This is a genomic window from Blautia hansenii (genome assembly GCF_013304445.1).
Taxonomy (GTDB): Bacteria; Bacillota; Clostridia; order Lachnospirales; family Lachnospiraceae; genus Blautia.
On the sequence record NZ_JAAITA010000005.1, the window covers coordinates 101,378 to 127,075 of the forward strand.

The following is a 25,698-nucleotide window of genomic DNA, read 5'->3' on the forward strand; positions in this document are numbered from 1 at the left end:
GTCACTTTCCCGCTCTGTATTTTTCAATCGTACGGATAGCAGTTGTATATTCTGTCTTTACCTGTTCAAATTGTACATATGCTGTGGAATCCAATGCCTTGCGCAAAGAATCCGTCAGTTCTGCACTTGCTTCCCCCAGCTTTGTAAACCCCAGATTCTGACTGATTCCTTTTAATGTGTGCGCTGCCTGAAAAGCCTGCTGGTGATTGTGCATCTCCAGCCCTTCCTGCAGTTGTCCAAAGGAAGGATCTTCCAAAAACTTCAGCACAATTCTTTCTATCAGTTTTTCACTGCACAGCCGCTGCATGGTTCCCTGATAATCTGCCCCCATTTCGCCATAACACTCTGCTAAATTCATACGCTTTCCTCTTTTCCATATGATTTAAAATTATAGTATAACCAGCTTTTATTGTCTACTTCTTACACCCTGTGCAAAGAAATGTTTCCGCAAAAATACAATTCTCCCGACAGACCTTATTTTCACTGCTTTCCATTGTCTGTCAGGAGAATCTTTTTATTTCTGCTTTTTATATTGAGTTAAAATTGCAAACAGCTGATTGGCATCCAGTGGCTTGGATACATGCTGATTCATGCCTGCTTCTCTTGTCTTTTTCCGGTCCTCCTCAAAGGCATTGGCAGATAAAGCAATCATGGGAATGGTTTTTGCATCTTCTCTTGAAAGCTTCCGGATTTCTTTTGCTGCCTGCAGTCCATCCATCACAGGCATCATGACATCCATGATAATGCAGTCCATCTCCCCTGGTTCTGATTTTTCAAAAATTTCCAACGCTTCCGCCCCGTTTGCCGCACAGGTAACTTCCACCTTTCCTTCCTCCAGCACATACTGGGCAATTTCCCGATTCAATTCATTGTCCTCTGCCAACAATACATGCATACCGGCCACGTCAAAGGACTGGCCCTCCTCCACAGATTCTTTGTTTTCCTGCCTGTTTATCTCAAAAGGCAGCCGTACAAAAAAGCAGCTTCCCTCGCCTATCTGACTGCTCAAACGGATGGTGCCGCCCATCTGGTCTACCAGTTTTTTTGTAATCGCCATACCAAGCCCGGTTCCCGCATAAGAAGTTCTGGCGCCCTGGGTTTCCTGGGTAAAGGCCTCGAAAATATGCTTCTGAAACTCTTCTTTCATGCCGATTCCCGTATCTTTGATTTCAAATTCCAGCCAGACTGTGTTCTCACATCCCTGTGTCTCTTTTGTCAGGATTTGAACACTTCCGCATTCTTTGTTATATTTGATGGCATTTCCTATAATATTGATTAATATCTGCCTCAGCTGCAGCGGACAGCCCCTGAGTCTGGCATATCCAATTTCTTCCCGGCGGTCCTGGATTTTTATCTGCTGGAGCTGTGCCTGTGGAAGCAGGATGGACATACAATGATCCAGTACTTCGTGAATATCGAAGGTTTCCTCCACTCTGGTCTGTTTCCCGCTTTCCAGTCTGGACAAGTCCAGCACATCATTGACCAGGGAAAGGAGATGCTCTGCTGACTGGCGAATTTTCCGGCGGCACTCTTTCTGTCTGCTGATGTCTTCTTCCTCGTTTTCCGCAATCGTCAAAAGCCCCAGAATTCCATTAATGGGTGTACGGATATCATGGGACATATGAGACAGAAATTCCGTCTTAACCTTGTTGGCCTGCTGTGCCTCTTGCAAAGCCTCTTTTAAAAGTTCTTCCCGGTCCTGCTTGTCTTTAACCGTATCCGTTACATCCTGCCAGTATCCGCTGAGACGATAGCCGCTGCCCGGAAAATTTTTCTTACTGGAAACACCCAGCCGAAAATACATCTGTTCTTTTTTTCCATAGCTGCAGGGATAGACAATTTCCTGAAAACCGTTGGCAATGCTGCGTTTCAGCACTTCCATGACTTCCCCTCTATATTTTTCATCAATTCCGGACACCCAATCCCTAAAACAGTTGAAAGAAAGCTCTTCTTCGGGAATTCCCATCAGTTTATGCAGCGTCCTGTCTCCATGCATAACCGGCGCTTTTCCCTCTTCCCAGCGAAGACTCCAAAGCCCGGTCTGGGAGCCGGCCAAAGTTTCCTGCACCTGCTCCAGCGTCTCCCGGCGAGAATCTTCTTTTTCATCCATCAAAGCATCAATATTTCTCGCCCCCATAACGACAACGGTTTCATCCAGGGTTTTGCTTATATCACAAAAGCAAAATTCAAAATGCCTCTGTCTATCTGCTCTCTCCTTAATACAATACCGGAACGACACTCTTCCTGTTTCTCTCACCAGCCGTTTCAGCCGCTTTCTCTCTGTCATATAGCGAACAAATCCCGCATCGTTTTCTGAAACCCAGCGTTCTATGTACTGGCTGATAGCCACATCATATATTTGATTGGTGAACGAAATTTCCGATACCGTTTTCGGCAAGGTATCCGTCATTCGGTAAATGTCGTATTTTCCCGTATCCAGATTTACAATATAAATGGAGTTATAATCTTCGCAGAGTGCATTTAAAATTTCATTGTTCATCTCCAATTCATGGCTCATTTCATTTAACTGCTCCTGCATTTCCAAACGGGCCTGTATGTTTTCTTTCTGTTCCTTTTCCCTGGTAATATCAATAAAAACACCAGTAAACAGACGGGGGTTTCCTTTCTCCCACCGCAGTGTTTCTCCAATGGCATGAAACCAGCGATACCCCTGATACCTTGTCTTCAGACGGTAAATGACGTCATATTTCCCTCCGCATTTTACCGCATGCCAGTAAGCCTCCAATGTAGATTCCCGGTCCTCCGGATGCAGCAATTCAGTCCAGGAATCCAGTCTATCGGGAAAATCCATCCTATTCTCATATCCAAGCATAAAGCGGAATTCCTGACTCCACACAACTTTTGTTATTTCCCCCTGATGATTAAAATGCATCGTCCACATACCCGAAGAAATCAGCTGATGCACCATTTTGGCCTTTCGCTCTTCCTCCATAATTAACGTATTAATTTCCTCTATTAATTGCTGACAGTCTCCCTCTCCCCGAAAAGGAATGGGGGCTATCACCGAAGTCTCTCTCATATTCTGCAGGCATCTGATAATCTCTTTTAACTCCATAGCAGTCCCTTTCCTAAAAACTTGTTTCTCAAAATATCACGGTTCGGTTGCCATTTTACGTCATAGCCTGCCCTTATGCAAGAAAAATCTTTCTACAGGTATTCCACTGCAAATCCGCTGTCCAAAGCATATTTCTCCACGCTTCCGCCCTTTCTGCAGCGGATGGTGGTACTTTTATTTACAATCCACTCTCCGATTTCCTCCGGCTCACCTAAAATCTCCAATACCTTTAGTCTGCCGCAGCCGTGAAAGGCCCATTTTCCTATTTTCTTTACCGAAGATGGAATCCTTGCTTTTTCCAGTGTTTTGCTTTTCAAAAAAGCGCTGTCTCCGATTTCTTCCAGGGAATCCGGAAATTCTACTTTATCCATTCCAGTCCAGTAAAAGGCTTCCCTGCCGATTTTTTTCAGTCCCTGTGCCGGAAATACCACTTTTTTTAAGTTGACGCAGCGGTAAAAGGCCCTGTCTTCTATGATTTCCATACCTTCCGGAAGACAGATTTTCTCCATACTTTCACATTCCTGAAAGGTTCCTGCCTCCAGCTTTCGGAGTCTTCCGCTTTCCAGTTCCACTTTTTCCAGACGTTTGCACTGGGCAAAAGACGACTTTCCAAGAATCTCCAGCTTATCCGAAAACACGGCTTCTTTTAAGCGGATACAGCCGGAAAAGGCTTCTTTTCGGATTTGGGCAACTTCTCCCAGATTAATATTTTTAAGTCCGGTACAGTGATAAAAACTCTGATTTCCAATTACAGCCAGGGTATCCGGAATTTCCGCCTGTTTCACCTTTACATTATTCTTCATGGCCTGGTCCTGAATACTGCGGTAGCAATCGTCCAGTATCAGCACCTTTCCCTTAAAATTTTTCCCCGATTCTCTGTCGAAAACATCCTTTTCTCTTGCTCTCCATGTCAGTGTCCTTCCCATTGTACCTTCCCCTGCTTTCTTTTTCATTTTCCCATTCTCTATTTAAAACTTTAGCACAAAAATATGCTGCACTCAATGACTTTCACACCCCTTTACACTTCTAAAATTCCATACTTCTTTCGGATTCTGTCCAATTTCCGTTCCATGGGAATGGTCAGAAAGAACAGAAAAATCACGGTAGATGTTCCGTGTATCACATTAAACGGAAATCCGGTGGCATAAGAGGCTGCAAAAGCCTGCCAGGACAAATCCTGTCCCACCATAGTCACAGATGCCGTATCCATGAAAAATCCGTAAATAATCAGCGTAGACAGCCCGCCGTAAATGCAGAGCAGAATTTTATGTCTCCACTCCTTTTTCCGGCTGCCGCTTCTTTTTCCGGGACTGCGAAACAAAAGACCTGCCAGAAACCCTATGATTCCAAAGGAAAACATCTGCCAGGGCGTCCACGGTCCCTGCCCGAAAAAGAAGTTGGACACAAACCCCGCCATAGCCCCTGTGAGAAATCCGGCTTCTGCCCCAAGTCCCACACCGGCCAGAATCACAATGGCCGCCACAGGTTTAAACTGGGGCAGCATAAAAAACGCCATGCGCCCTGCCACGGCAATAGCTGCCATCACCGCAATGAGCAGGATTTCCCTGGCCTGGGGCTTTCGCTCTTCAAATACCATGAAAAAAGGTATCATAGCCAGTCCGATGATACACAGGGAAATAAAAATTTCACTTCTGTCATTGAGGAAAAAAATCCCGAAAAAGATGACAAAAGGAATGGCTACAAGAATCAGCACCATGGCAGTCAGCGTTCTTTTCCCCACTCCCCGGTCTTTCTTCACACTGCGCTCTATGTACTTCTGGACTTCATATTCCGCCTGGGTATCCAGAAGCTTTCCTGCCCAAATGAGCATAAGCACAGACAGAATCAGCTGCGCATACTGCCAGGCCGTCAGTTGAATATAACTGTGTATCGTCAGATTGATGAAATTGCTCTCTCTTCCCATTCTTTCGTTGATAAAAAGATTGGCCGCTCCTATGCAGCAAAAAGCCGCCACGGCCATAAGACTGCTCCAGACAAAGGCAAATCTTACATACCCCAGGCTCTTTTTCTTCATTGTATAAGAAAGAACCCCGCACAGAACCATGAAAAGAATCAAAAGCCCTGCCGCGCCCTTCAGTCCCATGCTGATTTTATGCAGCATTTCCAGTTCTCCTGCCTCAAACAATTCCATGCGCATCCTGCCGCCCATTTCAATACTGGTTTGTATGTTTTTTACACACTGCTCCATCTCCCAGAAGGTATACGTCACCGGAAGCTGGGAATATTTCAGCACAGGTATGGAAATCCACGGAAAAAAGGAGGCGCACAGACTTACAAAAAGACTGACGTATAAGGGCAGCATAGCCCTGGTATCTACTCCGGTTGCCTGCTTCTTTGACATGCTTCTATCACATCCTTTACTGTTACTGCATCCGGGAAAATCTGCCTGGCCATGCGGTTTGCCGCTGTGGTATAAAAGCTGTTTCCCGTAAAAAATTCCTTAGCGGCGCAGGCCGTCACAATCCCTCCGTCAAAAAACATGGCGCAGGTATCCCCATAGGCAGCACAAAATTCAATGTCATGGGAAACCATGACTATGGTAATCCCCTGTTCTTTCAGTTTCTGGAAAATCTCCGCCAGTCTGCTTTTATAAAATCCATCCAGCCCCTTTGTAGGCTCGTCCAAAAGCAGAATTTCCGGCTCCAGAAGCAGTACCTTGGCAAGCGCCGCCCTCTGCTGCTCCCCGCCGCTTAAATCATAGGGGTGCATGTGCAGTAAATGCCCAATTTGCGTATCCCCAACGACTTTTTCTATCTTTTCCCTGTCTTCCTTTCGCCTGATGGGGGAACGTTCCGAAAACATTTCCCACAAATCCTCTTCCACTGTGTTTCCCACAAACAGCGTCTGGGGATTCTGGGGCAGAACTCCCAGAAAACGATGAAACAATTCTTTATCCCGGATTTTGCGGATTTCTTTTCCTTTTAAAAGGATTTTCCCACGGTAGGGCCGGTGAATTCCGCTAAGAAGAGACAGCGTGGTGCTCTTTCCCGTACCGTTTCCGCCCAGAATACAGAAAAGTTCGCCTTTGGGAACCTGCAGAGATAAATCCTTTACAATGTCCCGCCCATCCTTTTCATAGCGAAACCAGACTTCTTTTGCCTCAACCACATAGTCCCTTTCCTGTTTTCTGTGCCGGAAACATTCCCTGTGCTGCATATTTTTGCAGCTTCCATAGTGCTGCTCCAGCCAGTTTCTGCCCTCGCATACCGTCAGGGGACAGACGCCTTCCTGACCGGTTCCATTGTAAATCTGCACCGGACTTGGCATGGCCAGAAACAAATCATTGTCTGCCAAATCCTTTCCCACCATCCGGGGCGTATCAAAATAAATCTGCTTTCCCTCTTCCAGTACCAGCACCTGATCTGCCATGGGAAAGACCTCTTCCAGTCTGTGCTCAATGAGAATCACGGTAACGCCCAAATCCAGATTAATCTTCCGTATCGTAGAAAGAAATTCTCCTGCGGCAATGGGGTCAAGCTGGGAAGTGGGTTCGTCCAGCACCAGTACCTTTGGCTGCATAGCCATAACAGAAGCCAGATTCAAAAGCTGCTTCTGCCCGCCGGACAGTTCTTCCACATTCTTGTCGAACCAGTTCTGAATCCCAAAAAAGCTGGCCATTTCCGCCACCCGAAGGCGTATGGTCTGCTGGTCATATCCTAAGTTTTCCACACCAAAGGCCAGTTCATGCCAGACCTTATCCGTGACAATCTGGTTGTCCGGACTCTGAAGTACATAGCCAATCTGTGCAGACTGCCTGCGCACAGACACCTCCTCCAGCTTTTCTCCCTCAAAAAGGATTTCGCCCTCCCGCTTTCCATAAGGACTCAGAACGGTTTTAAAATGCCGCAGAAGGGTGGTTTTTCCACAGCCGGATTTTCCGCAGATAACCACAAATTCTCCCGGTTCAATGGAAAAATTCAAGTTTTGTATCGCCGGACGTTCTGTGTCCGGATAAGTAAAATTCAAATTTTTGATTTCATATAATGCCATTTTATATCCTCTGTCACATCTATGATTATAGGGAGAAAACACAAAATCCCATAGCACACATACACCAGCATGGCCCACAGGGTATTTGTATTCATCCGCAACATGGGGTAATACAAAAAATGCACCCTCTTTGTCAAAATTCCTGCAAAAATATTTCCGCCCAGCAAAAGCAGAATCCCCAAAAACAGCTTATCTCTGGTATCAAAACGGTAAATAGAAAAATTATTCCGGCCTCTGAGCCCGTATCCTCTGGACTTCATGGAATCTGCAGTTTCCACCGAATTTTCCAGCGCCCAGGTCGTCATGACAGAAAGGATTTTCATGCCGTGCTTTGCCCTTGCAAGCACATTGCCGTTTGTCACATCACGGCCAATGCATTTCTGGGAATCGGAAATTTTCTCAATCTGATTTTTAAACCTTGGCACAAAACGAAGCACCATGGATAAAATCAGGGACACAGCAGGAATGGCCTTCCCAAACAGATAAATGAATTTGTCGGAAGTCATAACCACCTGATAGCAGGAAAACCAGTTCAGCACACTGACCAGCATAACACCAGCCGCCAGACCGTAGAGAATCGACTCCAGTGTCAGAGGATTTCCGTTTTTCAGGTATAAAATCAGAGTAATCCCCTGGTGGTTAAACAGGGGATTTACAGCTGCCGAAATCAGAAAGACCGGCAGCATCAGCCATAATGCTGTTTTTAATGCTTTCCAGTGTTTTAAATAGATGTAGTACGCCATTCCACCCAGGCAGGAAAGTCCCAGAAAGACCGGGTGCATCAGAAACATAGAGCACCCGATAACCAGTACAAAATAAAGAAAGTTATTGACCGGATGGAAGGTAGAAAAAGTATCCTGTCTCATATCACTCTTCCCAATACTGTCCTAAATCGCGTCCCAGATCACAGGTATAATTCCAGTGAATCACATCCCCTTCTTTTACCTGATAACGGCTGCAGCCATAGTTGGGATACCAGCCATTGACCTCATACATCCAGCCGGAATATCTTCCGCAGTCAAATTCATACAGGTTGTTGATACCTTCCACATAAGCGCTGTTGTACTTTGGGGTGAAACTGGCTTCCATGTGAATACGGTTGTTCTGGGTTTCTCTCAGCAATACATCATACACAGATTCTCCCTGATAGAAAGTCACTTCCCGCTCACTGAAAATAACACCATCCTCCGGCACCAGTACATCCTTTCCCTCTGTCAAATCTGACATATTGTCCAGTATGGTGTCACAGGAAATGCTCAGATAACAGGTTCCCGGCTTACTCTTGTCGATTTCCACGCTCCCCGGTTCTACGGGGTTCGGCTTTCCTTCCGGAATGGGGTCTGTCAGATACTGGTCTTGCTCTGTAGACGTACCGTCACTGTAGGTTACCGTTCCATTGCTCCCCGTACTCCCTTCGTCAGAACTGTCCTCCCCCTTCTCTGTATGGCTGTCTGCATTTCCTGCTGCACTTTGTTCCGAGGATTTTTTCTCCTGGTATTTCGTATAATCTGCCTCTCTGTCTTCCGCAGACTCGACATCCAGGTACTCGTCTTCCCCAGCTTCCAACGCTTCCTCTTTTTCTGCGCTGTCCGTCTTTTTCTCTTCTGCTTTTTTCCCGGTATCTTTTTTCTTGATTCCTTCTGTCTCCGTCCAGGCATCGCTGTCCGCGGTTTTCTCCTGCCCCGGCACAGCCAGTTTCTCCGTACCGCAGCCAACTGTTGTAAAAGCAAGTGCTGCAGCCAGCGCCAGAATTCCCATTGTTTTTCTGATTGTTTTTCTCATGTATTCCACCTACTGTCTTTTCCTTTTGATATACCAGATAATGCCGCCTGCAATTCCGGCCAGCGCCACCACAGTACCTGTTAAAACTGCCGGTAATGCACTTTTTTCCTCTGCCGCTTCTGCGCTGGTTTTTTTACTGTTTTCAGCGTCTGCTCCTGTACTTTTTTTTGCTGTAACCGTTTTCTCTGTATTGGCTGCCGCAGAAGCAGCCTCCTTTTCCTCCAGTTCGTTTAAAGATTTTGTCTTTGCTTTCTTTGCAATGAAATACTCGCCGCCTGTCTTCACAAGAAATTTCGTCTGTTTATCTTTTACCGTAACCTTCTGGATGTACTCTGCTTTTCGCTCTTTTTCCTTGTATTTCATCAAAAGGTATTTGCCGTCCTCCTGACCGGTGGTAAGCTCCACCTGCATTTCTCCCGGAAGTTCGCCCTTCTCATCAAAGGAGAAAATATAGGGGTTTTCAGACAATTTCTGAATATCTTCTGCATAATCACTGCCTTCCCGGATACCGACTTTCATATCTTTCACTGTCTTGATATCCTTGCCGTTGACCGTCAGGGTATACGGTTTATCCTTGCCCGTTTCTCCCTTGATTTTCAGGTTTTTATCCTTTCCCTTCACGGCTTCAAAAGCCGCCTTTTCCACTACACCGTTCTTCACCTCAGCTTCTGTGGTGTTGGATTCGGTTTTCTTTTTCGCTGCAGATTTCTTCGCACTGCCTGCAGACGTACTCTTTTTCGCGGTATTTGCAGATTTCTTCGTACCTTTCAGAACGCTTTCATCTGTCGTAATGTCACTGGTGCCGGAAAGGGCTTCTGTCTCATCTTCAAATCCCATATTCCCCTTTTTCAGGGTGTAAATTCCGCCTGCGGATACATCACAGGTCAGCACACCGTCCACAGCGCCGGTCCACTGCATCTCATTCCCGTTGATGTTATACAGCATAAACACACCGCCTTTAAACGTACAGGGCATGGAAATTTCCACTTCACCGGGAAGCTCGCCTTCGTGTTTCAGCGCAAACTGCAGGGCGTCTTCTTTCTGCTGAATTTCCACCTCTGCATTCATATCCGCCGGTTCTGCTATCTTCTTTCCTTTTACGCGAATGGTGTAGCCTTCTCCTTCATAAATATAATCCATTCTGGAAGCCTGGGCTTTCTCAAAAATTTCCTTTCCAATAATGCCTCTCTCCAGCTTGTCCACAATGCTTTCTGCAATTCTCAAGTCATCGATTCTTGTGACAAAAGACTTATTATTTTCGGGAAGCGTATGATAAATAGAAAGCAGTTCTTCCACGGTATCTTTTTCTTTTAAAGTAATCTTCAAAGGATTTAACTCATTCCAGATGCGATGATCCAACGCTTCTACTTCTGCTTCCTGTCTGTCTATTTCTTCTCCCTTTGCCTGCAAAATGTTGCGGAAACTTTCTTTTTCTTCAAAGTCTTTCAAAAGTTCCAGTTCAACTTTGAGATTATAAACCCTTTGTTTTTCTGCAAGTGTAATCTGTTCCGGCAGCGCATTCAGTTTACTGCGGAAGGCCTCTATATTTTCTTCCGATTCCGTTCCCTCATCGGGGGTCTCTGTATCTGTCATGTCGTACAGACTGGTCTGCCCGTTTACCGCCCTGGACCAGGCCAGAAGGGCTAAAGTTCCCTGGTCGGTTGCCATGGCATCACTGCCGCCGCCTTTTATATGCTCAAAAGAACCGTCTTCTTTTTGGAATCTCAGGATTTCATCCAGCAGGGTTTTTCCGTTTTTCATAAATTTATCCTGTTCCAAAAGAGATACATCAATGGCTGACAGAGCAATCACGACCTGTGCCGTACTCTCCAGATTTTTTACCGGTTCTTCCCCTTCAGAAATGTAAGAACTGCCGTATCCGCCGTCTGCGTCCTGCATGGAAGCCAGCTTATCCAATCCCCGGTTTAAAGCCGCACCAACGTCTGCCCGTTCTTTATACGGCGCCAGCGCCTGCATAGCCATAGCAGTAATATCCGGGTCTGCCACTTTCCCCTGCAAAGCCCAGCCGCCGCCGGAAAGTTCCTGTGAAAGGATTTTCTGAATCAGATTTTCCCGGGTAGTCTGGGTTCCTTCTCCTTCTCGCTCAGGAATTTCGTAATCTTTCGTATCCAGCGCAATCAGGGCAAAAATAGTTCCGTTAATGCCCTGTTGATTCACCTTCTCAAATTTTGCTAATGGCTTCAGCAGATTATAGCCATTTATCCGGGAAGGGTCTGTTCCAATAGAGGACAGCGCCATGATGACTCTGGAATATTCCGTATATTTTGCGTTGTGAAGCACTCCGTTTGTGTCATCTAGTTTCATATATAAATTTGCCAGATAATTTGCTTTTGCCGTGTCGCTCAAGTATCCGGCTCTGGCCATGGCCATCACAGACCATTCGCCTCCAATAGTATCCACCACCGGAGAAGTCACCGCAGACTGCAGATACTTTTCCGCCTTATCAAGAGCTTCCTGGACGGTAGGATTTTGGGCCTCGGCAATGTCTGCAGTCCCCCGCAAAATCTGACTTTCCTCTTCTCCGGTTCCCGGCAGCACCTCATCCGCAGTTCCCGGAAGGATTTCCTCCTGATAACCTTCAGACTCCTGTGTGATTTCTGTGCCCATGCCGTTTAATATTTCTTCCGTACCCGGTTCTGATACCGTTTCTTCTGTGGAAACCTGTGCCTCCACAGCTGTCTCCTGTCCTGTATCTGCCAGAACTGCCCCCGGAGACTGCACTGCCAGCAGAATGGACATGGCTGACACTACAAGCTTTAATTTTTTTCTGTTCATGCTCTCATCCTTCCTCTATCTTTCCTGATACACATAAAAAAGAGCCCCCTCACCATTTTCCGGTAAAGGAACTCTGTTCTTTTGAATTATGAAATTTTAAAATGCATACAACAACAAAATCTCCTCCGCCCGGAAATATTTTTAAAATAATGGCAGATATTCTGACTTAGTCTCACCCTCGGAAACGCCTTCTCAAACTTCTTGTAAGTTCAATGGCAACTGTTTCTTCGTCAACATCACAGCAGAGGCAACTGTATCGGACTTCCACCGATTTCCCTTTTAACTCTGCATTTTCTGCGTGCAGAGACCATCATGTGTATGCAGTTATGAATCTATTACCATACTACACAAACAGGCAGAAAATGTCAAGGAATTTGTAAAAAACAGCAAAGTCCCGAAGAACTTTGCCGTTTTTGCTGTCCTTATTTCATCTGCTGTCTATTTTTCTTATAAACAGCTGTTCCAAAAGCTGCCGCGGATACTGCCAGCATGAGCAGCAGAACGCTGATTGGTGCTTCATCACCTGTCTTGGCACCTGTGCCTTTTAATGTACCGCTTCCACTGTTTCCGCTTCCATTGTTTCCACTTCCATTGCTGCCGTTATTTCCATGGTTTCCGGAACCATTGTTTCCGTTGGAGGCCGGTGTGTCAATGACTACGCCAAAGCTGTCTAAGCTCTTTACCTCTACCGAAACAGCTTCATCGGTTACCTTTCCGGTCAGTTTTTCCACTTTGGAATCGCTGCAGTGAAGTACAGTCAATTCTTTGCCATTATAATCCTTTCCTACCGGAATGGATAATACACACGCAGACGGAAGTTCGATTTCTTTTCCATTCTTTGTGAGTTTGATGTTGTACAGACGGAATACGGATTTGTCAGAAGCAATTTCTTTTCTCATCTTTTCTACGTCTGCATTGTCTTTTCCGATTGGAGTAACTGCCAGTTCCATATCAGAGGTCAGACCCTCTCCTTCCAGTTTCACGCCGTATTTTTCATTTACCAGCATTTTTACACTTTCCGGTTTGCCTGGGTTTGGGTTTGGATTCTGGTTGTTATCTTCCAGTTTCTTCAACTCTTCCTCTGCTTTTTCCAACTTGGCAAGAGTTTCTTTGCTTACCAGCTTCTTCTGAGCATCTGTCAAAGCGTCATAGGCTTTTCTGGCTGCTTCAATGGCTGCTTTGCTTTCCAGAGTAATCTTATCCCCGATAGCATCAATCTTACCTGCAGCTGCATCTGCTGCCGCCTGGTCTTTCTTCTGATTTTCTGCCTGCTCTTTCAGTTCTGCCAGTTTCTGCTCTGCAGTGGTGAGCTTTGCAAGATTGTCTTCTCCTACCAAATTCTTCTGAGCATCTGTCAAAGCATTATAAGCTGTTCTTGTTTCTGTAATAGCTTTTTCGCTTTCCAGGGTTACTTCTCCGATGGCGTTAATCTTTTCGATTACTGCATTGGCTTTTTCCTGGTCTGCAGCTGCCTGCTGTTTCAACACTTTCAGTTTTGCTTCTGCAGCTTTCAGTGTTTTAAGTTCCGTTTCGCTTATAAACTTTTTCTGCGCTTCTGTCAGCTTGTCATATGCAGCTCTGGCTTCTGTAATAGCCGCTTCGCTTTCCAGAGTGACCTCCCCGATGGCGTTAATCTTTTCGATTACTGCATTGGCTACCTTCTGGTCTTCCTCGGCCTGCTGTTTCAATTCTGCCAGTTTCTTCTCCGCATCTGTCAATTTTGCAAGATTTTCTGTTCCTACCAATTCTTTCTGTGCATCCGTCAGCTTATCATAAGCAGTTCTTGCCTCTGTAATAACTGCTTCGCTTTCCAGAGTGACCTCTCCGATGGCGTTAATCTTTGCAATTACACTTTCGGCTGCCAGTTTATCCTGACTCATCTGCTCTTTTGCCTCTTCCATAGCCTTTTTCAGATTTTCCGTTGCTGTTTCAATTTCAGCTTTTGGAGTAATCACTGCGGAAACCAGTTCCACTGCTTTATCATAGGCCGCTTTCACTGCCGGTACAGCCATAAGCATGTCTCTGTCTTCATTGACTTCTGCCATAACTCTTGTGATTTCATCTTTATTGCAGATATCCAATACCGGATCCGTGTTTCCATACTCATATCCGGTCAGGTCTGTGCCGTATCCCCACAATGTGAACTGATATCTGAGTACATCTCCGTCTTTTGGTACATAGCTTGCCATTCCATAACCCACTTCCACGCCATTTACATGGTACATCCAGCCGGACATAAAGCTGTAGTCAAATTCACCAAGGGCATCTCCCTCCTGGGATTTTCCGTTTTCCAATGCTTCTTCGGTTGTCGGGCCTCCAAGTTTTTCGGAAATATAATCCGGTACTTTTACATGGTCTGAACCAAGATCTGCTCCCTTAATGGCTTCCAGATATGCTGCCGAACCGTCTTCTCCCACCCAGTTTTCTGCTCCAATGACTTTTTTCAGAATATCAACCGCATTATCACCTTTTTCAAACGGCACGATTACCGGCTCGTGGATGTAGCCCTGTCCGATAGTAAATCTCTCTACGGATACCACTACATGACCGTTTCCGGCTTCTTCCTCCAGTTTTTTCAGGTCTTCCTCGGCCTTTTCCAAAAGTTTAAGAACGTCTTCACTTATTAATTTCTTCTGGGAATCTGTCAGCGTGTCATAAGCAGCTCTGGCTTCTTCAATGTCGTTCTTACTTTCCAGTGTCACTTCTCCAATGGCCTTAATCTTTTCGATTACTGCATCAGCTGCTTTCTGGTCTGCCGCCTGCTCTTTTAACTCTGCCAGTTTCTCCTCTGCCTCTGTCAGTTTTCCATAGTTGGTTACTAACTTCTTCTGCGCTTCTGTCAGCTTGTCATAGGCAGTTCTGGCTGCTTTGATTGCCGCTTCGCTTTCCAGCGTTACTTCTCCGATGGCATCAATTTGTTTGATAACGGATTTTACTGCTGCGGTATCCTTATCCATCACATCTGTAAGGTCATACAAACGGTTTTCATTTTCTGCAAAGCGCCTGTACGCTTCCATTGCGTAAGTCACCTGCTGGGTAGCCATGCCATTGCCTTTCTGTCCCTGCTGCCACATAAAGCCGCTCTCTGCCTTGTAGCTGTCCAGATTTTTTACGATATTCTTATTTCCCGTTTTTGTGAATCCGTTGCTTTTGTCCAGAGGATCAATGCCTGCTGCGGTAAGGGCCGTAAGAACCTGTGCGGTTGTACAACTGTTTTCTTTTCCGCTATCCAGAAATCCTGCATTCTCTGTCATATTTTCTTTCATGTGTTCCAGAGCTTTGTCAAACGCTGTTTTCACTTCCGGATAAGAATCATTGTTCCTGTAAGGAGCCAGCGCCTGCAGCGCCATACCTGTCATATCAATACTGCTGAATTTGTTATTTGTCAGTCCGAAACCGCCTTCTTGGGTCTGGAAAGTAAGAATGTGCTGAATCAGCTTCTCTCTTGTCCATACTGCATCCTTTGGAATATCTGCATTCTGACAATCCAGTGCAATCAAAGCCCATATAGGGGCATTGGAGGTATCTTTGCCGATTTTCATCTTCAGTTCATCATTATAGAGCGCCTTCATCAGATTGACACCGTCAATATCTGTCAAATCTTTTCCCATAGCTGCCAAGGTAATGCTGACTCTTGCCACATCTGTGGCCCGAAGCTTTGTCAGCCCTGTTTTTAATTTTTCCGACACACTGGCATAATAAGCGTCCAGATTTTCCTGGCTGATGGTTCCGCCTGCACGAAGGGTTGTGAAAATATTCCATTCGTCTCCGTATGCATTTACAGGCTCTTTCTGCAGATAATCCATGCCATGCTGTATATCCTCTTTCACCAAAGCCGTATAGTCTGTATCGTCGGGAACTATACCGCCCTTGCTGACCAACACAGTAAACTGTACAGGCTTGCAGTCTGCCGTAGCGTCCCAGGGTGTTCCTATTACCTGTACTTCTCCGGCTTTTTTTGCCTTAATGGTGTGTACGGTTTTTCTGGGTGCATTTACATTTCCAACGACTGTCTGCACTTCATCTGTAACTTCTACAATTCCTTCCTTGCTGTAAGACCAGTTAAATCTCTGCTCCGTAGCATTGGAAGGTGTTGGTGTAATTTGAACGCTTTTGGAACTACCTTCTTCCAGTTCATAGGTATCCTTTTCTGATTCTGCCTTTTGCAGGGGGTATTTATATTTGAATTCCACACTAATGTCCTGAGAAATATCCTTATCTTCCTGGCTGTAAATATGGAATTTTGCCACGCCTGCCTTCTTTGGCACAATGCCGTTTCCGAAATATTCCATAAACTCTGCAATTTCCGGTGTCTTTGCCTCCCAGACAAGCTTCTGATTTGTGGCATTATACGGCGTAAAGCTGCAGTTATAATCATCCGGGTCATTTCCTTTGGTGATACCTACATAGTAACCGCCCAGAGGATTCCAGGAATCTATATACCAGACACTTGGAACAGTAACCTGAAAGTCTTCCAACGCTACGTTTTTGGAGATGACCTTAAACTCTTTGGAAAGGCGTTGTTTATCTTCCCCCATGCCAAGCTTGAAAACAGCCTCTCCTTCGCTTTCCATGGTGAATTTGCTGCCCTCAGCATGATTCTGGATAATGCCGGGGCCGCTGATATTCTCATGATACATAGCGGCGACGGGAACCTTCTTAAATTCGTCTGAGCCTTTGACTCTGGCCTTTAAATAGGCAACTCCGCTGTCTGTTCCGTGCATTTCGTAAGGTTTGTCCAAAGATACTTCCTGGTCTCCTACGAAAACCTTCAGCTCTTCCACATTACTGGAAACATTGTTGATTTTAAATCTCTGGAAGACTTCTCCCATGTTGTCTGCGTTGCAGACATAACCTTCCACAACCCGGAGGTCTGCCGGCTGATACCGTCCGCTGGCATTTACCCAATAGTGTTCGGTATATTCTATATCCGATGTATACACTTTTGCGGATACATTCCAGTCTGGCCGTTTGTCTGTGCCTGCCAGAACAAAAGTACCTTCGTCCATGGCATTTAAAGTAAAGGTGTTGTTTTCATCCATTTCCTGTATTCTTCCGTCATCATACTGGAAGTATACATAGGGCTTTTCTTCTGCGGCCTGGTCTTCCGTGGTTTCTGCCTCTCCCGGCATCATTTCAGGAACCGAAATCTGCTCTGTTTCACCCGCTTCCGGCTGCACCGCTTCTTCCGGCTCCTGAATTTCTGACTCTTGATTTTCCGACTCCTGGTAATGTTCCGTACTTTCCACGTTTTCTGCCTGCTGCTCATAAGCAGTGCTTTCTTCTGCTGCGGGCAATGTGTCTGCCTGCACCGGCACAGTAATACCCGATACCATGAGAACCATGGCCAGAACAATACTGAGCATTCGGCTGCCCGCACGTCGTTTCTTGTGTTTCATATGTTTTCTCCTTTTCTTTTTATTCTGCATAATTGTCCTATGTTTGTTTTGAGGAAATTTTGCATGCAAAAAAGGCTCTCTCATCTTTACCAGACAAAAGAGCCTCTATTATCACTTTACCATATTAAATTTTCATATTGTAAAACCGCAAAACATCCTCAGCCCGGAAACACGAAACGTTTATAACGGCAAGTCTTCTGACTCAACTTCTTCCGCAGAAATACCTTCTCGGGTTTTCCCCAATGGTACTATTTCCTTGTCCATTTCACAGTAGAGGTGACTGTATCCGATTTACACGGATTTCCTTTTTAACTCCGGACATGTAACACATCCGGTGACCGTTATTATTATGCAGTTATACCTTTCTTTCTACTCTATACTACACAATGTTAGTCAAAGTGTCAATGCATTTCTGCGAATTTGTCTTCCAGAAATTCCAAAAACTGTTTTGTGCAGATTCCAGGCTCTGTATCCGCCCGTCTGACGTAGCCGCAGGAAATATCTGCCCCACAGTCCTCCAGTTCCAGCTTATGGAGCCTGCTTTTCTTGTCACAGCACAAATCAAATCCGGTGCTGATATTTCCCAGCTCTGTTTTTAAAAGCAGCTGCTTCATAGCATGGGCGCTGTTCACCAGAACACCGTTTACCGCTTTTGCCCCATCCGGTATCTCGCCTTTTAAATGACGGGAATTGAGATTGTAAAAAGAAGGGATTTCCTCTGCCATATTCTGCACCAGGGAAATCTTCTGCAGGTCTGCTTTTTTTATGGTTTTCTGTTCATAATACGGACTTTTCGGCCCCACATAAAGAGCCAGCTTTGTTTCCCTCAGCAGGTGAAATTCCAGCCTCATCTTTTTCAAAAGTCGCTCTGAGGCCTTTTTCTGATGCGAGGAAATGAATACAAGACCTACCTGTGCCTGGCGGTGGGCCGTGCGGTGAATGACCTTATCCAAAGCTCCTTCCCAGTACCCTGCCTGCATTCCTTCCGCTTTTGCATAAAAGGAAGCAAAGATTCCGGCGAAACAACTGCTTGGCATGGCAGCTACTAAAAGAGGCTCCTTCTTTTCCAGGTTTTTCACATCCTGAATCGTCTGCAGGCTTTTGAGAATCTCTCTTACCTGTTCGTAAACCAGTTCCCCTTCTTTTGTTATCACCACGCCTTTTTTGCTCCGTTTCAGCAGAGGAACCCCCAGACTGGACTCCAGTTTCTGAATGGTCATGCTTACATGGGGCTGGGTCGTGTACAAAAGTTCTGCGGCTTTGCTCAAAGACCCTGCCTCTGCGCTTACCACAAAATACTGCAGTTGTTTCATCTCCATATCTTTTTCTTCCTCTCTTACAACCGGTGGCATGCAGCCAGATGCCCCGGGGCAATTTCTTTCAATTTAGGTTTTTCTTCCCTGCACGTTTCCGTCCCGTATCTGCAGCGGCTCCAAAAAGGACAGCCCTTTGGCAAATCACAGGGACTGGGCACTTCTCCCTCCAGACCTTCTATCTCTTTTCGTCTGTCATCCCGGACGGAGAAAAGAGCCTGCAGCAAAGCCTGTGTGTAGGGATGTGCTCCATGACTTCCAACCTGCTCCCCCGGAAGCAACTCTACCACATGGCCCAGATACATCACCGCAATCTGATGGGCAAAGGACTGAATCAGAGCAATGTCATGGCAGATAAAGACCATACTGATATGCTTTTCCTTCTGAAGTCTTACCAGCAATTCAATCACTGTCTTCTGTACCGAAACGTCCAGCGCTGACGTGGCTTCATCACAAATGAGAATTTCCGGTTCCAGGGAAAGGGCTCTGGCAATGCCGATTCTCTGCCGCTGTCCGCCGCTCATACTATGGGGATACCGCCAGAGAAGGTCTTCCGGCAGTTCCACCATACGCAGAAGTTCTTTTGCCTTCGCCTCTTTTTCCCCTTTTTTCAGTCTCTTATAATTTTCCAACGGCTCGGTGAGAATGTCAATGACTTTTCGTTTGGGATGAAAGGAAGCCAGCGGGTCCTGAAATACCATCTGCATCTTCTGCCGGTTCAGCCATTTCTCTTTTGCAGTCATTTCAGCCAGATTCTTTCCGTGAAAAAGGATTTCTCCTCTATCCGGCTGCTCCAGCTGCATCAGCATCCGCACCAGAGTCGATTTTCCGCAGCCGCTTTCCCCTACGATTCCCAGCGTCTTTCCTCTGTAAACTTCCAGACTGATGTCATTACAGGCTGTCAGCACTTTTTTCTTTGGCGCCGGAAACTGCCGCACCAGATGATTTGCCTGCAAAATACATTCTCTTTTCTCAAACAAAACGCGCTCCCTCCATTTCCGGTACTGCTGCCAAAAGCTTTCTGGTATAATCGCTTTTCGGATTGTGCAGCACTTCTTCTGTACTTCCCTGGTCTAGCACCTTTCCGTTCTGCATAATCAGCAGTTTATCTGCCATATAGGCCGCTACGCCCAGATTATGCGTCACCATGATAATTCCTGTCTGATAATCCCTTCGAAGTTCCATCATCTGGCGGACAATCCGCGCCTGAGTCGTCACATCCAGCGCGCTGGTGGGCTCGTCTGCCAGCAAAAGCCGGGGCTGAAAGGTCATAGCCATGGCAATTCCCACCCTCTGCCGCATACCGCCGCTTAGCTGATGAGGATAGCTTTTCATCACAGCTTCTCCGTCAGGCAGATGCATTTTTTTCAGCATCTGAACAGCCCGGTTCCATGCTTCCTGTTTGGAAGCCCTACTGTGGGTACAGATATATTCCACATACTGACTGCCGATTTTCCGGATGGGATTTAAGGTTCCCCCGCAGTCCTGAAAAATCATGGAAATCTTCGTGCCTCTTAAGGTTCTCCATTCTTTTGGGGATTTTTCCGTCAGGGATTCGCCAAGGAACAGGATTTCACCCTCTGTAATTTTCCCGCCGCCTGCCAAAGCGCCCAAAATAGCCCGGATAACCGTGGTCTTTCCACTGCCGCTTTCTCCTGCAATACTGATGATTTCCCCTTTTTTCATAGAAAGGTTAAAATGCTCCAGCACAGGCGGCTGTCCTTCGTATTGAATCGTCAAATCTCTTATTTCCAGCATAATCTGCCTCTCTATTCTGCAAATGCAATGTCCTTTGTCAGCCAGTAATAGTCCATGGGATACAGGGTGGCTCCCTGCACCTCTTTGGAGGAAAACAGGTATGTGGTTTCATAGCCAAAAAAGACGGTTGCCGCATCATCCATAATCAGCTGCTGTATCTGAATAATCAAAGCTTTTCGTTTCTCTGGGTCAAATTCCTGCGCCAGCTGGTCTAAAAGCTTATCTGCCTCTTCGTTCTTATAGCCCGTCTGGTTCGACGCGGAAGTGCTGTACCAGTTTTCTCGGAGATACTTTTCCGGGTCTCCTGTATTTGCCACCAGAACATTCCAGATAAGCAAATCAAACTCCCCTGCATCCCGCATATCCAGCAGGGTTTCATAGCTTACGGTATTGAGTTTTACGTTGATGCCAATGTCCTTTAAGCTGGACTGGGCTGCCTGTGCATACACATTCAACTCTTCCCGGCTGGTATAAATAACGAAATTCAATTCCAGTTTTTCTCCGGATGGCTGCTCTACAAAGCCGTCCCCATCCTTGTCTATATATCCTGCCTCTTTTAGCAGAGCCTTTGCGCCTTCCGGGTCATAGGCATTTTCGTCCTGAAGCTGGTCAAAGCCAAAGTCCAACGTTGGAGGAACCGGCGCTTTTCCCGGTGTTGCGCCCCCTTCCAGCAGTGTGCTGCAGTAGGTTTCCCGGTCCAATCCCCGAATGATAGCCTGTCTTAACGCTTTGTCCTTTAAAACGCCGTTCTGATTCATAAAGGCGTAGGTGGAGCGCAGGGATTCCAGCCCCTGCACCTGAATACTGTCATCGTTTTCAAAATCTGCCAGGTTTTCCGTTTTCAAATTGTAGGCAATCTGGATTTCCCCTGTCTGCAAAGCCATGGAACGGGTGGTCTGGTCGTCGATACATTTTAATACCACCTTTTCAAGGGGTACCTCCCCACCCCAGTAATATTCATTTTTCACTACCACGCAGGAATCCGTGGGGCTAAAGGATTCCACCGCATAAGGTCCTGTGCAGATAGGACCGGACATGGCAAAGGACTCCGTATCCGCATTGGCATCCACAATGAGAAACAGCGGATCCGCAAGGCTGCCCGGAAGGACTGCCACCGGTTCTTTGGTGGTGATTTTCAGATTCTGTCCCTCTGTTTCTATGGAGGCAGGCGCGAAAAAGGTTTCCGCACGGTCGCTTAGAGAAAAGGTTCTCTCCAGAGAGGCTTTTACCAGCTCCGGTGTCATTTCTTCTCCATTTGAAAACTTCACGCCCTCACGGATTTTAAAAGTCCAGGTCAGCTTGTCCTGGCTATTTTCCCAGCTTTCTGCCAGACAGGGTACAATCTCTCCCTTTTCATCAAATTTTACCAGTGTTTCACCGATTCCATACCGGGATACCACCCAGCTGAAATACTGCTCTGTCGGTTCCAGTGTATCTGCAAAGCTGGTTACACCAATGGTCAGTTCCTGCTTTTCCTGTGCAGAAGAGGAGGAGGCACTGCCTTCTGATTTTTCTCCGTTTCCACTCCCGCATCCGGTCAGCAGAGACGCCGCCATACTTCCTGCCAACAGAGTGCTGCATATTCTTCTTACCCATTTCTTTTTCATTACGCTCTCCTTTTCTTTTCCTGTCTGGGGTCTAAAATATCACGGATACTGTCTCCCAGCATATTAAACACAACAACCACAATGACGATGGCAATTCCCGGATACAACATCAGCCAGGGAGCCTTGGTCAGATAAGTTCTGCCCTCGTTGAGCATAAGCCCCCACTCGGGAACCGGAGCCTGGGCGCCGAATCCCAGAAAGGACAGGGACGCCAGTTCCAACATCATGGTTCCGATATCTGTTGCCGCAGTCACCACCATGGTGGTAATCATATTGGGCAAAATGTAGTTCAGAATGATTTTATGATTTCGGGTTCCTGTTACTACGGCTGCCTCAATGTAAAGATTTTTCTTTATTTTCAGCACCATACTTCGAGCCAGTCTGGCATACTTTGTCCAGCTCACTGCCGAAATGGCAAGGACGGCATTGACCATACTGGGTCCTAAAAGACCTGCAATGGCAATAGCCAGCACCAGTCCGGGAAAGGAAATCATCATATCTGCAATCCTCATAATCACGGCATCCACAAACCCGCCGAAATATCCGGCCAGAATTCCCAGCGCAGTTCCCACCACAAAAATCACGGCAACCAGACAAAGGGTCATGACCAGAGAAGAACGGGTGCCGTAGATAACTCTGGAAAGCACATCTCTTCCCAGCTTATCCGTACCGCAGAGATATTCTCCTCCCGGCGCCTGCAAAGAATGGCTCATCACCGCCTCGTAGGGATCTTTGGGAGCAATCCACGGTGCAAATACGGCAATGGCGGCAATCCCCAGAGCCAGTGTGAGAAAAAGTGTAAACTGCCTGTTTGTCTTCAAAAATTTCCAAATTTTCACTTACCGCTCCTCCTTCAGTCTTGGGTCCAGCCGTTCATAGGAAAGGTCTACCAAAAGATTAATGCCCATGTAGAGCAGGGCAATCCACAAAACATAGCCCTGCACCAAAGGATAATCCCTGCAGGAAATGGCTTTTACCGCCATACTTCCAAGCCCCGGCCAGTTATAAATAATTTCCACCACTGCCGTTCCGCCCAGCAGACTGCCCAGGGAAAGCCCCAAAAGCGTTACCAGAGGAAGCGTAGCATTGGGAAGCACATGTTTCCACAAAATCTTTTTCTCTGAAATCCCCCTCATACGAGCCCCTGTAACGTAATCCTGCTGCAGCTCTTCCAGCACGGCAATCCGCACCTGTCTGGTGTATTTGGCAGACATGGCAATGGCCAGGGTAACAGCCGGCAACACCAGGGATTTAAAATCGGTACTTCCCCCGGACACGGTCACCCACCGAAGCTGCACCCCGAAAATACTGAGCAGAATCAGACCAATCCAGAAATTGGGAACCGAAACGCCGAAAAAAGTCAGGCCCCGCACCAGATAGTCCGGCCAGCGGTTGTGATAAACTGCTGACAATATTCCCAATGGTATGGAAAACAATATCATAATAAGCAAAGATGCCAGTGCCAGCTTGAGGGTAGGAAAAAAGCAGGATACCAGTTTTTCCACTACCGGAACCTTCATGGAATAGGATTTTCCCATATCACCGGTCAGCACCCCTTTTAACCAGTTTCCGTACTGCACCAGAAAAGGCTTGTCCAGCCCCAGTTCTGCCCTGGTCTGCTCCAGAAGCTCCGGCGTGGGAATATTTCCGCATTCGGTAAGCATAATTTCCGCCGGGTCACCAGGGGACAAATAGGTCAGGCCAAAGGTAAAAAAGCTGATTCCAAAAAGCACAATTACGATTTGCAAAAGCCGCCTGCCCAGGTTTTCTTTTTTCAAAATCTTCCACCTCCTGTTTTTATAACGGCAAAAAGACAATCTGATATATGCATATACAGACTGTCTCTACTCATAAAATTCGATATTGTTATTTATACCTAACCGTATTTTAAGAGTTCTCATCAGCCGTGAGAAACTTCCCAAAGATATAAGCAGTTCTCCTGACTTCAACTCACCGCTTCTACAGCACCTTCCCAAAGTTTTCCTTCAGTGGCATACGCTGCAAAAACTCCTTGTTACAGTGGCGGGACCGTACCGGACTTGCACCGGTTTCTCTATGAATGCTTGCGCAACTTATATCCTGTTATGATTTCTGCCCCTAATTATACTGGAAGATTTTGAAAATTCAACACTTTATGTATCACTATTTGTTATGGATACACTTTTTAAGTCTTCTTTCACTCTGTGTCACCTCGTCCTCTCCTTTCTACAGCTTTAACCGGACATCTGCGGTAACAGTTTCCGCAGTGCGGACAATTTTGCTGCCTGATAACCCCGGCAGCGACGTCAATGCACTGCTGGGGACAAGTCTGACTGCACACACCGCAGTGAATACATTTCCGGGTAATCACATATCCCTCCTGCTTCCGGCTGGCTTCTCCGAAAGAAAAGTCAAAGCGCTCTATGGGCTTTTTTGACAAATCAAACCATTCCCCCCGGCCCCTGTAAATCTGAAAAACGGTCAAAGCTTCTCTCGACTGTCGTGTGGGATAAATTTCATACATATAAGAATTTTTCTGAAACAAGTCTTCCACTCTGCCGCTGCCCAGTTCTTTTGCCTCTCCCTGTACGGAAACCGCTATACTGGAAAGGGTATCTTTTCCCCGGAGGGCGGTAAACGCAATATGTCTGTTGGCTTTCAGGCGACTGAAGAACTGCTTTCCTCTGGCCGTCAGAAAATACAGACTGCTTTCATCTCCATCCATCATATCAATGGCGCAAGTGACGGGATAGCCTTTTTCATCCACTGTGGAAAACACCACAGTATGCAGTTCCTTCACAATATACTTCAAACATTCCTGTGCAGTCATAAAAATCCCCCGTTTCTCTTATAAAATATCCTTAAAATGTATAGGTTCTCGGCGGGTTACCGGAGAAATCTGCAAGAACCGCTTTTGCTTCTGCCAAATAAAACACTTCAAAAATCGGATTGTCTGCGGTTTCGTACTGTCCCTTTACAATAGGATTCTCCATGCAGGCTTCTTTTACCTCCCGATTATCCTCAAAAACAGCTTTTCCGTTCAATCGAATCCAGGTATAATCCGGGCTGGATACGGTCACTTCCACATAGGGATTCTCTTTCATATCCTTAAAAACATCCTTGGTGTGATTGGTGCAAAACCATAATTTCCCCTCTTTTTCAAAGCAGAACATAAAGGGACGGCATTTTGCCTTTCCGTCACGTCCAATGGTTGCAAGATACTGTACCGGGTTTTCCTGTAAAAATTTTACGACTTCATTCATGATGTTATGCTCCTTTTTCATTTATTCGTTGTAATAACCTTATTTACAACGACAGTATAACCCCTCTTAATTGTAATGTAAATAGTTACAACCTTATTTTTTTCATTTTGCCATAAAAAATTCCCTTCCAAGCAAATTGTTTTCCTTTTTCAACATTTGCTTAAAAGGGAGCATGTCCTCTGACAGGCACTGTCTTTCTCTATTCTGTTTCTTTTGCCATACAGGTTCTGGCATCTTTTACCACATCTGCCAGCGTCATTTTTTCAAGTTCTCTCTCTAACGCATTCTGTACCTGGATAAGTCTGCCATCCAGCACCTGATGAATATTTCTTCCCACCGGACACAGGGGATTGGGACTTTCATGAAAATGAAAAAGACCCTCTTTTTCCACACATTCTACCGCACGATAAATATCCAGAAAGCTGATTTCTTCCAGCTTTCCCACAATCGACGCGCCTCCGCTTCCCCTCTGCACCTCCACAATTCCGGCGGCTTTCAGCTGGGACAGAATTTTTCGGATAATCACCGGATTCACATGCACACTGGATGCCAGAAATTCACTGGTGAGTTTGTATTTCCCCTGAAACGTATCTATACAAAGCAATATGTGTACGGCAATGGTAAAACGGCTTGAAATCTGCATACAGATTCCCCCCCCTTTCTCTTTTTCTGATTCGTTGTACTAAATTATAAAACGGCCTTGCTGTCATGTCA

Annotated in this window: 18 protein-coding genes and 3 riboswitches; all 18 genes read right to left on the bottom strand. The window is 46.2% G+C overall.

What is annotated here, in order from left to right:
* Position 1: 1 nt before the first annotated feature.
* Positions 2 to 358, bottom strand: coding sequence for an Hpt domain-containing protein (locus tag G5A70_RS06290; RefSeq protein WP_173748826.1), 357 nt, complete (start codon positions 356 to 358; stop codon positions 2 to 4).
* 156 nt (positions 359 to 514) lie between these two features.
* On the bottom strand, positions 515 to 3,076 hold the full coding sequence (locus G5A70_RS06295) for a PAS domain-containing hybrid sensor histidine kinase/response regulator (RefSeq protein ID WP_173748827.1): 2,562 nt from the start codon (positions 3,074 to 3,076) through the stop codon (positions 515 to 517).
* Between the two features lie 92 nt (positions 3,077 to 3,168).
* Positions 3,169 to 4,029: a leucine-rich repeat domain-containing protein gene (locus G5A70_RS06300; protein WP_226853620.1), complete on the bottom strand. Its 861-nt coding sequence runs from the start codon at positions 4,027 to 4,029 to the stop codon at positions 3,169 to 3,171.
* A 65-nt stretch (positions 4,030 to 4,094) separates the two neighbouring features.
* Positions 4,095 to 5,438 carry an ECF transporter S component gene (locus G5A70_RS06305; RefSeq protein ID WP_173748828.1) on the bottom strand — a complete coding sequence of 448 codons (1,344 nt, stop codon included), beginning with the start codon at positions 5,436 to 5,438 and terminating at the stop codon, positions 4,095 to 4,097.
* A complete protein-coding gene (locus tag G5A70_RS06310) occupies positions 5,411 to 7,087 on the bottom strand; it encodes an ABC transporter ATP-binding protein (RefSeq protein WP_173748829.1) in 1,677 nt (558 codons plus the stop codon). The genes G5A70_RS06305 and G5A70_RS06310 overlap by 28 nt, the downstream gene beginning before the upstream one ends.
* On the bottom strand, positions 7,060 to 7,953 hold the full coding sequence (locus G5A70_RS06315) for an energy-coupling factor transporter transmembrane component T (protein WP_173748830.1): 894 nt from the start codon (positions 7,951 to 7,953) through the stop codon (positions 7,060 to 7,062). The genes G5A70_RS06310 and G5A70_RS06315 overlap by 28 nt, the downstream gene beginning before the upstream one ends.
* Before the next feature lies 1 nt (position 7,954).
* Complete coding sequence (locus G5A70_RS06320) at positions 7,955 to 8,869, bottom strand: DUF4430 domain-containing protein (RefSeq protein WP_173748831.1); 915 nt, start codon at positions 8,867 to 8,869, stop codon at positions 7,955 to 7,957.
* 9 nt (positions 8,870 to 8,878) lie between these two features.
* On the bottom strand, positions 8,879 to 11,665 hold the full coding sequence (locus G5A70_RS06325) for a prenyltransferase/squalene oxidase repeat-containing protein (RefSeq protein WP_173748832.1): 2,787 nt from the start codon (positions 11,663 to 11,665) through the stop codon (positions 8,879 to 8,881).
* A 133-nt stretch (positions 11,666 to 11,798) separates the two neighbouring features.
* Positions 11,799 to 11,992, bottom strand: a riboswitch (cobalamin riboswitch).
* Positions 11,993 to 12,087: 95 nt separating this feature from the next.
* Positions 12,088 to 17,064 carry a DUF4430 domain-containing protein gene (locus G5A70_RS06330; protein ID WP_173748833.1) on the bottom strand — a complete coding sequence of 1,659 codons (4,977 nt, stop codon included), beginning with the start codon at positions 17,062 to 17,064 and terminating at the stop codon, positions 12,088 to 12,090.
* Between the two features lie 169 nt (positions 17,065 to 17,233).
* A riboswitch (cobalamin riboswitch) is annotated at positions 17,234 to 17,422 on the bottom strand.
* Between the two features lie 43 nt (positions 17,423 to 17,465).
* On the bottom strand, positions 17,466 to 18,383 hold the full coding sequence (locus tag G5A70_RS06335) for a LysR family transcriptional regulator (protein WP_173748834.1): 918 nt from the start codon (positions 18,381 to 18,383) through the stop codon (positions 17,466 to 17,468).
* A gap of 17 nt (positions 18,384 to 18,400) precedes the next feature.
* Entirely contained in the window at positions 18,401 to 19,357 is a 957-nt protein-coding gene (locus G5A70_RS06340; protein WP_173748835.1) for an oligopeptide/dipeptide ABC transporter ATP-binding protein, read from the bottom strand.
* Positions 19,350 to 20,135 (bottom strand): ABC transporter ATP-binding protein, encoded by a 786-nt coding sequence (locus G5A70_RS06345; protein ID WP_173748836.1) that lies wholly within the window; start codon positions 20,133 to 20,135, stop codon positions 19,350 to 19,352. Before G5A70_RS06345 ends, G5A70_RS06340 begins: the two co-directional genes overlap by 8 nt.
* Before the next feature lie 11 nt (positions 20,136 to 20,146).
* Positions 20,147 to 21,742 (bottom strand): ABC transporter substrate-binding protein, encoded by a 1,596-nt coding sequence (locus G5A70_RS06350; RefSeq protein ID WP_173748837.1) that lies wholly within the window; start codon positions 21,740 to 21,742, stop codon positions 20,147 to 20,149.
* Positions 21,742 to 22,581: a nickel transporter permease gene (gene nikC, locus G5A70_RS06355; protein WP_173748838.1), complete on the bottom strand. Its 840-nt coding sequence runs from the start codon at positions 22,579 to 22,581 to the stop codon at positions 21,742 to 21,744. Before nikC ends, G5A70_RS06350 begins: the two co-directional genes overlap by 1 nt.
* Positions 22,582 to 23,520 carry a nickel ABC transporter permease gene (gene nikB, locus G5A70_RS06360; protein WP_173748839.1) on the bottom strand — a complete coding sequence of 313 codons (939 nt, stop codon included), beginning with the start codon at positions 23,518 to 23,520 and terminating at the stop codon, positions 22,582 to 22,584.
* Between the two features lie 133 nt (positions 23,521 to 23,653).
* Positions 23,654 to 23,833: riboswitch (cobalamin riboswitch) on the bottom strand.
* A gap of 85 nt (positions 23,834 to 23,918) precedes the next feature.
* Entirely contained in the window at positions 23,919 to 24,551 is a 633-nt protein-coding gene (locus G5A70_RS06365; RefSeq protein ID WP_173748840.1) for a 4Fe-4S binding protein, read from the bottom strand.
* 31 nt (positions 24,552 to 24,582) lie between these two features.
* Positions 24,583 to 24,984: a pyridoxamine 5'-phosphate oxidase family protein gene (locus G5A70_RS06370; RefSeq protein ID WP_173748841.1), complete on the bottom strand. Its 402-nt coding sequence runs from the start codon at positions 24,982 to 24,984 to the stop codon at positions 24,583 to 24,585.
* A gap of 199 nt (positions 24,985 to 25,183) precedes the next feature.
* Positions 25,184 to 25,627, bottom strand: coding sequence for an Rrf2 family transcriptional regulator (locus G5A70_RS06375; RefSeq protein WP_173748842.1), 444 nt, complete (start codon positions 25,625 to 25,627; stop codon positions 25,184 to 25,186).
* Between the last annotated feature and the right edge of the window lie 71 nt (positions 25,628 to 25,698).

Bases quoted from the DNA above. Each gene is read 5' to 3' on its own strand.
- G5A70_RS06290 (WP_173748826.1), bottom strand. From the start codon at position 358: ATGAATTTAGCAGAGTGTTATGGCGAAATGGGGGCAGATTATCAGGGA.
- G5A70_RS06295 (WP_173748827.1), bottom strand. From the start codon at position 3,076: ATGGAGTTAAAAGAGATTATCAGATGCCTGCAGAATATGAGAGAGACT.
- G5A70_RS06300 (WP_226853620.1), bottom strand. From the start codon at position 4,029: ATGAAAAAGAAAGCAGGGGAAGGTACAATGGGAAGGACACTGACATGG.
- G5A70_RS06305 (WP_173748828.1), bottom strand. From the start codon at position 5,438: ATGTCAAAGAAGCAGGCAACCGGAGTAGATACCAGGGCTATGCTGCCC.
- G5A70_RS06310 (WP_173748829.1), bottom strand. From the start codon at position 7,087: ATGGCATTATATGAAATCAAAAATTTGAATTTTACTTATCCGGACACA.
- G5A70_RS06315 (WP_173748830.1), bottom strand. From the start codon at position 7,953: ATGAGACAGGATACTTTTTCTACCTTCCATCCGGTCAATAACTTTCTT.
- G5A70_RS06320 (WP_173748831.1), bottom strand. From the start codon at position 8,869: ATGAGAAAAACAATCAGAAAAACAATGGGAATTCTGGCGCTGGCTGCA.
- G5A70_RS06325 (WP_173748832.1), bottom strand. From the start codon at position 11,665: ATGAACAGAAAAAAATTAAAGCTTGTAGTGTCAGCCATGTCCATTCTG.
- G5A70_RS06330 (WP_173748833.1), bottom strand. From the start codon at position 17,064: ATGAAACACAAGAAACGACGTGCGGGCAGCCGAATGCTCAGTATTGTT.
- G5A70_RS06335 (WP_173748834.1), bottom strand. From the start codon at position 18,383: ATGGAGATGAAACAACTGCAGTATTTTGTGGTAAGCGCAGAGGCAGGG.
- G5A70_RS06345 (WP_173748836.1), bottom strand. From the start codon at position 20,135: ATGCTGGAAATAAGAGATTTGACGATTCAATACGAAGGACAGCCGCCT.
- G5A70_RS06350 (WP_173748837.1), bottom strand. From the start codon at position 21,742: ATGAAAAAGAAATGGGTAAGAAGAATATGCAGCACTCTGTTGGCAGGA.
- G5A70_RS06365 (WP_173748840.1), bottom strand. From the start codon at position 24,551: ATGACTGCACAGGAATGTTTGAAGTATATTGTGAAGGAACTGCATACT.
- G5A70_RS06370 (WP_173748841.1), bottom strand. From the start codon at position 24,984: ATGAATGAAGTCGTAAAATTTTTACAGGAAAACCCGGTACAGTATCTT.
- G5A70_RS06375 (WP_173748842.1), bottom strand. From the start codon at position 25,627: ATGCAGATTTCAAGCCGTTTTACCATTGCCGTACACATATTGCTTTGT.